The 10,792-nt window shown below is 70.2% G+C and carries 12 protein-coding genes; 6 read left to right on the top strand and 6 right to left on the bottom strand.

Features of this window, described 5'->3' with window-relative positions; translation table 11 throughout:
• The first annotated feature begins 181 nt into the window (after positions 1-181).
• The 3 genes from thiS to BKE38_RS23290 are packed head-to-tail and all read left to right on the top strand — an operon-like array spanning position 182 to position 1,477.
• Entirely contained in the window at positions 182-394 is a 213-nt protein-coding gene (thiS, locus tag BKE38_RS33870; RefSeq protein WP_131829702.1) for a sulfur carrier protein ThiS, read from the top strand.
• Between the two features lie 4 nt (positions 395-398).
• The gene (locus BKE38_RS23295) at positions 399-1,208 is read left to right on the top strand and encodes a thiazole synthase (RefSeq protein ID WP_076959619.1); all 810 of its coding nucleotides are present in this window, start codon (positions 399-401) and stop codon (positions 1,206-1,208) included.
• 29 nt (positions 1,209-1,237) lie between these two features.
• A complete protein-coding gene (locus BKE38_RS23290) occupies positions 1,238-1,477 on the top strand; it encodes a hypothetical protein (RefSeq protein WP_076959618.1) in 240 nt (79 codons plus the stop codon).
• A 133-nt stretch (positions 1,478-1,610) separates the two neighbouring features.
• On the opposite strand, the gene BKE38_RS23285 is transcribed toward BKE38_RS23290, so the two are convergent.
• The gene (locus BKE38_RS23285; RefSeq protein ID WP_242662548.1) at positions 1,611-3,140 is read right to left on the bottom strand and encodes a DHA2 family efflux MFS transporter permease subunit; all 1,530 of its coding nucleotides are present in this window, start codon (positions 3,138-3,140) and stop codon (positions 1,611-1,613) included.
• A gap of 65 nt (positions 3,141-3,205) precedes the next feature.
• Positions 3,206-4,381: an HlyD family secretion protein gene (locus BKE38_RS23280; protein WP_076959616.1), complete on the bottom strand. Its 1,176-nt coding sequence runs from the start codon at positions 4,379-4,381 to the stop codon at positions 3,206-3,208.
• Between the two features lie 139 nt (positions 4,382-4,520).
• Here BKE38_RS23280 and BKE38_RS23275 point away from each other — a divergent pair, with 139 nt between their 5' ends.
• From BKE38_RS23275 to BKE38_RS23265, 3 genes are all read left to right on the top strand, one after another.
• Positions 4,521-5,165 (top strand): TetR/AcrR family transcriptional regulator, encoded by a 645-nt coding sequence (locus tag BKE38_RS23275; RefSeq protein WP_076959615.1) that lies wholly within the window; start codon positions 4,521-4,523, stop codon positions 5,163-5,165.
• Between the two features lie 398 nt (positions 5,166-5,563).
• A complete protein-coding gene (locus tag BKE38_RS23270; RefSeq protein WP_076959614.1) occupies positions 5,564-6,694 on the top strand; it encodes a type III PLP-dependent enzyme in 1,131 nt (376 codons plus the stop codon).
• A gap of 109 nt (positions 6,695-6,803) precedes the next feature.
• A complete protein-coding gene (locus BKE38_RS23265; protein ID WP_076959613.1) occupies positions 6,804-7,268 on the top strand; it encodes an Lrp/AsnC family transcriptional regulator in 465 nt (154 codons plus the stop codon).
• 21 nt (positions 7,269-7,289) lie between these two features.
• Here BKE38_RS23265 and BKE38_RS23260 read toward each other — a convergent pair whose 3' ends face one another.
• From BKE38_RS23260 to BKE38_RS23245, 4 genes are all read right to left on the bottom strand, one after another.
• Positions 7,290-7,769 (bottom strand): hypothetical protein, encoded by a 480-nt coding sequence (locus tag BKE38_RS23260; RefSeq protein WP_076959612.1) that lies wholly within the window; start codon positions 7,767-7,769, stop codon positions 7,290-7,292.
• A gap of 118 nt (positions 7,770-7,887) precedes the next feature.
• A complete protein-coding gene (locus BKE38_RS23255; protein ID WP_076959611.1) occupies positions 7,888-8,886 on the bottom strand; it encodes an ABC transporter ATP-binding protein in 999 nt (332 codons plus the stop codon).
• Positions 8,883-9,908: an ABC transporter ATP-binding protein gene (locus BKE38_RS23250; protein ID WP_076959610.1), complete on the bottom strand. Its 1,026-nt coding sequence runs from the start codon at positions 9,906-9,908 to the stop codon at positions 8,883-8,885. The genes BKE38_RS23255 and BKE38_RS23250 overlap by 4 nt, the downstream gene beginning before the upstream one ends.
• Before the next feature lie 11 nt (positions 9,909-9,919).
• The coding region (locus BKE38_RS23245; RefSeq protein ID WP_076959609.1) for an ABC transporter permease at positions 9,920-10,792 on the bottom strand (873 nt) is incomplete at its 5' end.

Genomic DNA, 10,792 nt, shown 5'->3' with positions numbered 1-10,792 from the left:
TACGGCGGAGGGCTCGGCCGCCCCGCCGGCGACCGAGCCCTCCGCCGCGCCGCAGCCGGCGCCGGCGAGCCGGCCCGCGGCGCAGCAGTCGATCTGAGGGTCCGATCCAAGCGTTGGGCGCGGCGGTGATCTGCCGCCGCCCCCCTTCCCCCCGGGCGCGGCCCGCGCCACATTCCGCGGCATGGCGGAGAGCATCGAAATCACCATCAACGGGGAAGCCCGTTTCATTCGTCAGCCGGCCTCGGTCGCCGACCTGCTGACGGTGCTGAGCCTCGACACCCGCAAGGTCGCTGTCGAGCGCAACCTGGAGATCGTGCCGCGCTCCGCCTATGCCGCGACCGCGCTGGCGGCGGGCGACACGCTCGAGATCGTACACTTCATCGGTGGGGGCTGATCCCATGGACGGCATGCAGAACCAGGGCGGCACGACTCCGGACGAGGATTCCTGGGAGGTCGCGGGGCAGCGCTTCCGCTCCCGCCTGATCGTCGGCACCGGCCGCTACAAGTCGCTGGAAGAGACCGGCGAGGCGATCGCGGCCAGCGGCGCCGAGATCGTCACCGTCGCCGTCCGCCGGGTGAACCTGTCGGATCCCGGCGCGCCGATGCTGCAGGATTTCGTCGACCCGAAGACCTACACCTACCTGCCCAACACCGCCGGCTGCCACACCGCGCAGGACGCCGTCCGCACGCTGCGCCTGGCGCGCGAGGCCGGCGGCTGGAACCTGGTGAAGCTCGAGGTGCTGGGCCCGCCGCCCTTCCTCTACCCGGACATGCCGGCGACTTTCGAGGCGGCGGAAGCCCTGATCAAGGATGGCTTCCAGGTGATGGTCTATTGCGCCGACGACCCGCTGGCCGCCAAGCGGCTGGAGGAGATGGGCTGCGTCGCCGTCATGCCGCTGGGCGCGCCGATCGGCTCCGGCCTCGGCCTGACCAATCCCTTCATGCTGCGCTCGATCATCCAGAACGCCAAGGTGCCGGTGCTGGTCGATGCCGGCATCGGCACGGCGAGCGAGGCGGCGCAGGCGATGGAGCTGGGCTGCGACGCGGTGCTGCTGAACTCGGCGATCGCCCATGCGCGTGAGCCGGTGCGCATGGCCCGCGCCATGAAGGCGGCGGTCGAGGCGGGGCGGCATGCCTACCTCGCCGGCCGGATGCCGCGGAACTACTCGGCCGATGCGTCCAGCCCGATGTCCGGCCTGATCAAGTGAGGGCTTTCTTGCTCGCGGGTTGCTGCCTGATGGGGCTCGCGGGCGGTGCGGTCGCGCAGAGCGGGCCGCCGCAGGCCGGACAGGAGACGCTGTTCCGCGAGATCGACCGGCCGCTGCAGGCGCTGCTGGACGATGGCTGGCAGATTTCCGGCATGGCCGGGAATCTGGGCGGCATCGGCTATGTGCTGCACAAGGACGGCAAGTGGATCACCTGCCAGGTGATCAGCCGGCGCGAAGACACCCGCAGCCGCTGCATGATGATGAACTGAGCTTTTTGCTGCCCTTACACGCCGGGCGCGCGCTCTGCGTGCCTGGCTGCGCGGCAGAGGCCGCGGGCGCCATTCGGCGCCTCGGCCGGCTAAGCCGGCCGCAGGTCCCGCTCCTTGCCCCGGCCTTGCTTGCTTAATGCGCGTCCCCGCCCCCGCCAGCCCTCGCCCGCTTCAGCAGCGGCACCAGCAGCAGCGAGGCCAGGAAGCAGCCGGCCATCACCAGCAGCGTGTCGTTGTAGGCCAGCACCAGCGCCTGCTGCACCACCAGGTTCTTCATCCGCGCCAGCGCCGCGATATCGGCGGCATCGCCCAGCCGCCCTTCCATGGCCGCGCTCAGCGTGTCCTGGTAGCGGGAGACGGCCGGGCGGGCCCAGTTCAGCGCCTCGGCCAGGTGCAGCCGGTGCAGGTAGGAGCGGTCGGTCACCAGGGTGTTGATGATCGCCAGGCCCACGGCGCCGCCCAGGTTGCGCATCAGGTTGTAGAGGCCTGAGGCGCCCTTCAGCTGGGCCGGCGGGATGGTGCCCAGCGCCATGGCGTTGATCGGCGCCATGCACATCATCATGGCGACGCCGCGCAGGCCGAGCGGGAAGGCCATTTCGGCGAAGGCGTGCTGGCTGGTCAGGCCGGCGGTCAGGTAGAGCGCCAGGAAGAACAGCAGCAGCCCGACCGAGAGCAGATAGCGCGGGTCGACCCGCTGCAGCAGCCGGCCGACAAAGGGGGCGGCGGCGAACATGCAGAGGCCGGTGATGAACATCACCTCGCCGATCTGCATCGAGTTGTAGCCGCGCACCCGGCCGAGGAAGAGCGGCACCAGGTAGACCGAGCCATAGAGCCCGATCCCCATGGTGAAGCTCAGCACGCAGCCCAGGGAAAAATTCCGGTTGGCAAAGGCGCGCAGGTCGACGATCGGCTCGTCGCGGGACAGCGCCCGCCAGAAGAACAGCCCGCCGGCGACGGTGCCGATGGCGGCGAAGGTCGCGACGGTCTCGTCCTGCAGCCAGTCCCAGCGCGGGCCTTCCTCCATGACGTATTCCAGGCTGCCCAGGAACAGCGCCATGAACAGCAGGCCCCACCAGTCGAAGCGGGCCAGCAGCTTCGGGTCGGCCTGGTCGATGTCGACGGTGTTCCAGACGACCAGGGCGATCAGCGCGCCGATCGGCACGTTGATCAGGAACAGCCAGTGCCAGGAGAAGCTCTGCGTCAGCCAGCCGCCGAGCGTCGGGCCGATGGTCGGCGCCAGCGTCGCCGTCAGCCCGATCAGCACCATGGCATTGGCCCGCTTCGCGCCCGGGAACAGGAGAAAGCTGGCGGCGAAGACGGTCGGGATCATGGCGCCGCCGATGAAGCCCTGGGCGGCGCGGAACACCACCATCAGGCCGAGGCTGCTGGCCATGGCGCAGGCCAGCGAGAAGACGGTGAAGCCCAGCGCCGAGACGGTGAACAGCACCCGGGTCGAGAGCAGCCGCGACAGGAAGCCCGAGAGCGGGATCATGACGATCTCGGCGATCAGGTAGCTGGTCTGCACCCAGCTGGCCTCGTCCGGGCTGGCGGCCAGCCCCGCCTGGATCTCGGAGATCGAGGCGGAGACGATCTGGATGTCCAGGATCGCCATGAACATGCCGAAAACCATGGCCATGAAGCCGACCATCGCCCGCGGCGACATCTTTCCAATGGGCGCCGCTGGCGCCCCCGGTCGCGTGGTCGTGGCGCTCATGACACCCGGACCTCTCAGCGCAGGCCGAGGGTCGCGGCGGCGGCGGCGAAGACCCCGCGGGGGGCGGCCGGGTCGGCGCGGGTGTCGATCTCGGCCACCACGGACAGGCCGGGGCGCAGGCGGGCGATGGCCTCGGCGCTCTGGCCCGGCTCGAGGACCAGCTTCACCGGCACGCGCTGGACGATCTTGGTGAAGTTGCCGGTGGCATTCTCCGGCGGCAGCAGGCTGAACTGGCTGCCGGTCGCCGGCGCGAAGCTGTCGACCCGGGCATGCAGGGCATGGCCGGGGATGGCGTCGACGCGGATCTCGGCCGGCTGGCCCGGGCGCATGCCGACCAGCTGGGTCTCCTTGAAGTTCGCGGTGACGAACAGCGCGGCCGGCGGCGGGGCGACGGCGATCAGCTGCTGGCCGGGGCGGACATGCTGGCCCAGCTGCGCCGCGCGGTTGCCGGCGATGCCGTCGAAGGGGGCGCGGATCTCGGTATAGGATAGGGTGTTGCCGGCCAGCGCCAGGGCAGCGGCGGCCTGGTCGCGGCGGGCGCTGGCCTGGGCCAGCTGGGCGCGCTGCACCGGCAGCGCCTGGCGGCGCACGGCGAGCTCGGCCTCGGCGGCCTGGCGCGCGGCATCGGCCTTGCGCTGCGCCGCGATCGCCTGGTCGGCCGATTGCCGGGAGGACCAGCCGCCGCCGACCAGCGCCTCGGTGCGGCGGGCATCGGCGGAGGCGCGCACCTGCTCGGCCCGGGCGGTCTCGATCTGCGCCTCGGCGGCGGCGATCTGGGCCTCCATCTGCGCCAGGGTCTCGCGCGCGGTGGCGATGGCGGCCTCGGCCTCGGCCAGGCTGGCCTCGGCCTGGCGCTGCTGCAGCCGGGCGTCGCGATCGTCGAGCCGCAGCAGCACCTCGCCCGCCGTCACCGGCTGGTTGTCGGCCACCAGGATGGCGGCGACATCCGCCTCGATGCGCGGGCTGAGCACGGCGATGTCGCCCTGGACATAGGCGTCGTCGGTCTCGGCCAGGAAGCGGCCGGTCTGCCAGTACCAGTTGCCGCCCACCGCCAGCCCGGCCAGCACGATCACCGGCAGGACGCGCAGCAGCAGCCGGCGGCGCAGCCCGCCGCGGCGGGGCGCCGGCGGCGCGGCCTTGGCGGCCTTGGCCGCATCGGCGGCGGCGGAAGGGGAGACGGGAGCGTTCATGACAGGACATCCACAAACTGAACGGTTCAGTTCAGTGCGCCGATGCAGATGCGCCTTCGCACCGGCGACGTCAAGAGTGAACTGAACCGTTCAGTTTCCTCTTGAAGCCGAGGGTGCTCCGCCCCTACTCCAGCGCATCATGTCGTTCAGCCTTGCCGCCACCGAGATCTCGCCCAAGCGCCGCGCCATCCTGGATGCCGCCGCCGAGCTTTTCATGAAGGAAGGCTTCGGCCCGGTGTCGATGGATGCGGTGGCGCGCGCCGCGCAGGTGTCGAAGGCGACGCTCTACGCGCATTTCTCGGGCAAGGACGCGCTGTTCCAGGAGATCGTCGAGGAGAATTGCCGGCAGATGCAGGCGCTGGTGCCGCAGGCCCTGTCCGACCATGCGCAGCCGCTGGAAGCGGCGCTGGCCGAGCTCGGCGCGCATTGGCTTCGCTTCCTGCTGCGGCCGCGGGTGCGGGCGCTGCACCGGGTGGTGGTCTCCGAAGGCGCCAGGGTGCCGGAGCTGGCCCAGGCCTTCTATGCCGCCGGGCCGGTCACCCTGCGCGGCTGGCTGCTGGACTGGCTGGCGGGCGAGGCGGCGCGTGGCCGGCTGCAGCCCGACGCCCCCCTGCCCCTGATCGCCGAGCAGTTCTTCTCCCTGCTGCGCGGCGATCTCTTCCTGCGGGCGACGCTGGGGCTCAGCGGGCCGGTCACCGAGGAGGATATCCGGCCGCTGGCCGCGCAGGCGGCACGGGCGATCGCGCGACTCTACGGCGCGGCGCCGGGTGACATCCGAATGTAACAGAAAGCGGCGAGTCGCGGCCGGAGGGATTCGCCCCAGTCTGCATTCCGGCCGGAAAGCCCCCCCGCCGCCCCGCCCCGGCTCGGGGGAAGTTTCCGGCGCCGCAGGGGAGGCATGCGGAAAAAAACCGGGTCGCGTCCCAGAAAACTCTTTGCGTCGGCGGCGCACGTCTCTATATGCCGCCGCAGACGCAGTACGCACGTGCCTCTGGCCCCAGGCCGATCTTTATCGGCCAAAGGTTTACGCAACGACGTCAAGCGTTCTGGCAACCCCGGCGATGGGCGCAAGCCCGGCTGCCGGCCTCTCTTTGGTCGCTGGTTCGTTCGACCGTTTCGTCAACTTGGGGCCGCGCCTCGCAATGCGAGGCCGGTCCTCCCCTATCGGATGGAGGGTGTGCGATGACCTCGAAGGTCTCCCGCTTCCTGCGCGACGTCGCCCCGGCGACCCCGTGCCTCGTCGTCGACGTCGACCGCGTCGCCGAGAATTACGGCCGCCTGAAGGCCGCCATGCCCGCCGCCCGGATCTACTACGCGGTGAAGGCCAATCCGGCCGCGCCGATCCTCGGCCGCCTGGTCGACCTGCAGTCCAGCTTCGACGCCGCCTCGCTCGAGGAGGTGCAGATGTGCCTGGATGCCGGCGCGGCGCCCGAGGCGATCTCCTTCGGCAACACGGTGAAGAAGGAGAGCGCCATCAAGGCCGCCTTCGCCGCCGGCGTGCGCATGTTCGCCTTCGACTCCGAGGGCGAGCTGCAGAAGCTGGCGCGCTCGGCCCCGGGCGCCAAGGTCTATTGCCGCATCCTGGTCGGCAATGTCGGCGCCGAGTGGCCGCTGTCGAAGAAGTTCGGCTGCGAGGCCGAGATGGCCAAGGAGCTGATGATCCAGGCGCGCGACCTGGGCCTCGACCCCTATGGCATCTCCTTCCATGTCGGCAGCCAGCAGACCCGCACCGACGCCTACCAGGCGGCGATCGCCCGCGTGGCCATGGTGTTCAGCGACCTGAAGGACGCCGGCATCAACCTGCGCATGGCGAACCTCGGCGGCGGCTATCCGGTCCGCTACCGCCAGGAAGTGCCCGAGATCAACGACTTCGGCGATGCCATCATGGGCGCCATGGTCGAGCATTTCGGCAATGCCCTGCCGGAGATCCTGATCGAGCCGGGCCGCTTCATGGTGGGCGATGCCGGCATCCTCTCCTCCGAGGTCGTGCTGGTCTCGCGCAAGGAGAAGGACGATCCGGTGCGCTGGGTCTATCTCGACATCGGCCGTTTCGGCGGCCTGGCCGAGACCGAGGGCGAGGCGATCAAGTATGCCTTCCGCACGCCGCATGACGGCGGCGCCGAGGGTCCGGTGACCATCGCCGGCCCGACCTGCGACAGCACCGACACGCTGTACGAGAAGTCGAACTACCGCCTGCCGCTGGCGCTGGACAGCGGCGACCGCGTGGAGCTGCTCTCCACCGGTGCCTATGTCACCAGCTATGCCAGCCAGGGCTTCAACGGCTTCGCGCCGCTGAAGGAATACTACATCTGATCTGGCTTCCCCCGAGGGGAAGGTAGCCGAACGGCCGGAAGGGGCGACCCTTCCGGCCGTTTGTGTATTTTGCGTTTCACAAAGCCCTGGCGCCGGATAAACTCGCGTCATGGACGTGATCGACCGGAACATTCTCGTCGCCCTGCAGGACAATGGGGCGGCGGGGCTTGCCGAGCTGGCCAAGGTGGCCGGGCTGTCGGTGTCCGCCACGGCGGAGCGGGTGAAGCGGCTGGAGGAGCGCGGCACGATCCGCGGCTGGCGCGCCGACCTGGACCCTGGCGCCATCGGCTGCCCCCTGCTGGCCTTCGTCTTCGTCTCGCTGCGGCCGGGACCGGAGGAGAATTCCTTCCGCATCGCCATGCGCGCCGCCGAGCCGGTGCTGGAATGCCACCATGTCACCGGCGCCTGGAGTTTTCTGCTGAAGATCCGGCTGCCTGATCTGGCCGCCCTGGAGCGGTTCGTGGCGGATTTCGTGCGTGCGCAGCCGGGCGTCGAGCGTTCCGAGACCATCCTGGCGATTACCTCTGCCAAGGAAACCGCGATCCTGCCCGTCGCCGAGGCGACCGAAGAATAATTGGCGGGGTCCGGGGGGATACTATCCCCCCGGCGGGAGAGGTCCGGAGAGGGCGGAGCCCTCTCTGGCGGGCAGGGTGGTTGCCGGGGCCAGGGGCTGGACCCCGTTGGCCGCATCGACGCAGGCCCGGATGGCCGGTGCGCAGACGGCGTCGGGCGCCACCGGCAGATCCTTGTCCCCGCTGAACCCCACGCGGGTCACCCGCGAATCCATCAGCTCGAAGGTGGCGCGGCAATAGCCGGCCGAGCCGGTCAGGTTCAGCGCCCCGACCACTGGCAGGGTCAGGTTGAGGCCGCTCGAATTGCCGCCCCCCACCTCGTAGGTCAGCATCTCGCGCGTCGCGTCGATCTGCTCGCGCCTGGAGGGGAAGCCGGCGCAGAGATAGAGGTCGGCGCGGCTCATGCCGACCAGGGAGCCGCGCGCCTCCTGGACGCGCTGGCCGTCCTCGACGGCGCAGGCGGCCAGCATCACGGGAAGTGCCAGAAGCAGCGGGCGGATCATGCCGGCTCCTTGCCGAAGTTGATAAAGAAAGAGCCGGAGGACCTGGGGGTCCACCGGCTCTCGGGCCTCTCGCGGGGAGAATGGCGAAGGGCGTGGAGGGTTTACACCCCCCTCCCCCTCAACTCTTGTCGTTCAGGTGGCAGGCGCTCTTGTGGCCCGGCGCCACCTCGCGCAGCGCCGGCCGCTCGATCCGGCAGCGCTCGAAGGCATGCGGGCAGCGCGGATGGAAGTGGCAGCCCGGCGGCGGGTTCAGCGGCGAGGGAATCTCGCCCTTGACGCCGGCGAAGGTCTTCTTGCGCGCCTCGATGCGCGGCACCTCGGAGAGCAGCGCCTGGGTATAGGGGTGGTTGGCGCGGGCGAAGATCTCCTCCGCCGGTGCCTCCTCCACCACCCGGCCCAGATACATGATCACCACGCGGTCGGAGAGATGCTCGACCACGCCGAGGTCATGGCTGATGAAGAGGTAGGTCAGGTCGAGCTCGCGGCGGAGATCCATGAACAGGTTCAGGATCTGCGCCTGGATCGAGACGTCGAGCGCGGCCACCGCCTCGTCGCAGACGATGAACTCGGGCTGCACGGCCAGCGCCCGGGCGATGCCGATGCGCTGGCGCTGGCCGCCGGAGAACTGGTGCGGGTAGCGGCGCTTCAGCGAGGGGTCGAGGCCGGCGCGCCGCAGCTGCTCGTCGACATAGGACTCGAACTGGCCGCGCCCCACCAGGCCATGCACCTGCGGCGCCTCGCCGACGATGTCGGCCACCCGCATGCGCGGGTTCAGCGAGGCGTAGGGGTCCTGGAAGATCATCTGCGTCTGCAGCTTGGCCCTGCGGGCCTCGGCGCCGCGCAGGGTCTCGACCGGGCGGCCATGCCACAGGATCTCGCCGTTGGAGGCCGGCATGATGCCGGCGACCATGCGGCCGAGGGTCGACTTGCCGCAGCCCGATTCGCCGACCAGCCCGACCACCTCGCCCTTGCGGACGGTCAGGTCGACGCCGTCGACGGCATGGACCGTCTCTTCCCGCACCGGCGCGCCGAGCTTCTTGGCCATGCGGCCGGCGAAGTCGAGCGACTTGGAGAAGCGCTTGGAGACGCCCTTGAGTTCGATGATCGCCGGATTCATGCGGCGGCCTCCCCGCTGGGAAGATAGGGGCGGAAACAGCGCGCCTGGCGGCCGGGCAGCAGCTCGCCCAGCGGCGGATCCTGGCGGCAGACCTCGGCGGCGCGCGGGCAGCGCGTCTGGAAGGCGCAGCCCTGCGGCAGGTTGAGCAGCGAGGGCGTCATGCCCGGGATCTGCCTGAGCGGCTCGCCGCGCTTGTTGCGGCTCGGCACCGAGCCGATCAGCCCGGCGGTGTAGGGATGCAGCGGCGCGTCGAGCACCTCGGAGACCGGGCCGCGCTCGACGACGCGGCCGGCATACATGACGGCGATGTCGTCGGCGAGGCCGGCGACGACCGACAGGTCATGGGTGATCCAGATCATCGCCGTGCCGGTCTCGGCGCAGAGCTTCTGCACCTCGGCCAGGATCTGCGCCTGGATGGTGACGTCCAGCGCCGTCGTGGGCTCGTCGGCGACGATCAGCTCGGGGCGGTGCAGCAGCGCGATGGCGATCGCCACGCGCTGGCGCATGCCGCCGGAGAACTGGTGCGGATAGCTCTTCAGCCGCTCGTCCGGGGAGGGGATGCCGACCATGCCCAGCGTGTCGCGGGCGCGCTGGCGGGCTTCCTCCTTGCTGACCTTGCTGTGCGCCAGCACGGTCTCGATCATCTGCGTGTCGACCCGGAGCACCGGGTTCAGCGTCATCATCGGATCCTGGAAGATCATGGCGATGCGGTTGCCGCGCAGGCGCCGCATCTCCTCCTCCGACAGGCGGGCCAGGTTCTGCCCGTGGAACAGGATCTCGCCGCCGGTGATGCGGCCCGGCGCATCGACCAGGCCGAGGATCGAGAAGCCGGTGACGGTCTTGCCCGAGCCGGATTCGCCGACCAGGCCGAGGACCTTGCCGCGGCCGACGGTGAAGGAGACGCCGTCGACCGCCTTCACCACGCCCGCGCGGGTGAAGAAATGCGTCTGGAGGTTGCGGACCTCCAGGGTCGGCGCACCGGCGGGGGCAGCCGCCGCGTAAGCCGAGGGAGATTGGGCCATACGCTCGTCCCTTACTTCTTGAGCCGCGGGTTCAGCACGTCGCGCAGCTGGTCGCCCACCAGGTTGATGGAGACGATGGTCACCAGCAGGGCGATGCCCGGGTAGAAGCTGATCCAGTACTTGCCCGACAGCATGTATTCGTAGCCGTTGGAGATCAGCAGGCCGAGCGACGGCTCGGTGATCGGCACGCCGAGGCCGAGGAAGGACAGGGTCGCTTCCAGGGCGATGGCGCGGGCGATCTGCATGGTGCCGACGACGATCAGCGGCGGCAGGCAGTTCGGCAGCAGGTGGCGGAAGATGACGCGGTGCGTCGGCAGCGCCAGGCACTGCGCCGCCTCGATGTATTCGCGCCGGCGCTCGACCAGCGCGGTGCCGCGCACGGTGCGGGCGTAATAGGCCCATTCGACGATCACCAGGGCGAGCACGACGTTCATCACGCCCTTGCCCAGGAAGGCCAGGATCATCAGCGCGGCCAGGATCGAGGGGAAGGACAGCTGCAGGTCGACGAGCCGCATGATGACGGTGTCGGTGCGCTTGCCGGCATAGGCCGCGAGCAGGCCGAGCGAGGCGCCGACGGCGCAGGCGATGATCGCCGAGCCGGCGCCGACGAGGAGCGAGATGCGCAGCCCGTACATGATGCCGGACAGCATGTCGCGGCCCTGGTCGTCGGTGCCGAGCCAGTAGGTGAAGCCGGCGCCGCCCACGGTGCCGGGCTCGACGCGCCCGTCCATGATGTCGAGCTGCGCCAGGTCATAGGGGTTCTGCGGCGCCAGCAGCGGCGCGAAGATCGCGATCAGCACGATGAAGGCGAAGACCACCAGCCCGACGACGGCGGTCTTGCTCTCGCAGAACTCGGACACCATGCGGCGGAAGGGCGTCTCGAC

The sequence above is a fragment of the Teichococcus deserti genome, assembly GCF_001982615.1.
Taxonomy (GTDB): domain Bacteria; phylum Pseudomonadota; class Alphaproteobacteria; order Acetobacterales; family Acetobacteraceae; genus Pseudoroseomonas; species Pseudoroseomonas deserti.
Note: the sequence above shows the minus strand (reverse complement) of the source record. Positions and strands in the feature narration are given on the sequence as shown.

Coding starts and splice junctions, on each gene's coding strand:
- thiS (WP_131829702.1), top strand. CDS start 182: ATGGCGGAGAGCATCGAAATCACCATCAACGGGGAAGCCCGTTTCATT.
- BKE38_RS23295 (WP_076959619.1), top strand. CDS start 399: ATGGACGGCATGCAGAACCAGGGCGGCACGACTCCGGACGAGGATTCC.
- BKE38_RS23290 (WP_076959618.1), top strand. CDS start 1,238: ATGGGGCTCGCGGGCGGTGCGGTCGCGCAGAGCGGGCCGCCGCAGGCC.
- BKE38_RS23285 (WP_242662548.1), bottom strand. CDS start 3,140: ATGTCGCCGCGGGCGATGGTCGGCTTCATGGCCATGGTTTTCGGCATG.
- BKE38_RS23280 (WP_076959616.1), bottom strand. CDS start 4,381: ATGAACGCTCCCGTCTCCCCTTCCGCCGCCGCCGATGCGGCCAAGGCC.
- BKE38_RS23275 (WP_076959615.1), top strand. CDS start 4,521: ATGTCGTTCAGCCTTGCCGCCACCGAGATCTCGCCCAAGCGCCGCGCC.
- BKE38_RS23270 (WP_076959614.1), top strand. CDS start 5,564: ATGACCTCGAAGGTCTCCCGCTTCCTGCGCGACGTCGCCCCGGCGACC.
- BKE38_RS23265 (WP_076959613.1), top strand. CDS start 6,804: ATGGACGTGATCGACCGGAACATTCTCGTCGCCCTGCAGGACAATGGG.
- BKE38_RS23260 (WP_076959612.1), bottom strand. CDS start 7,769: ATGATCCGCCCGCTGCTTCTGGCACTTCCCGTGATGCTGGCCGCCTGC.
- BKE38_RS23255 (WP_076959611.1), bottom strand. CDS start 8,886: ATGAATCCGGCGATCATCGAACTCAAGGGCGTCTCCAAGCGCTTCTCC.
- BKE38_RS23250 (WP_076959610.1), bottom strand. CDS start 9,908: ATGGCCCAATCTCCCTCGGCTTACGCGGCGGCTGCCCCCGCCGGTGCG.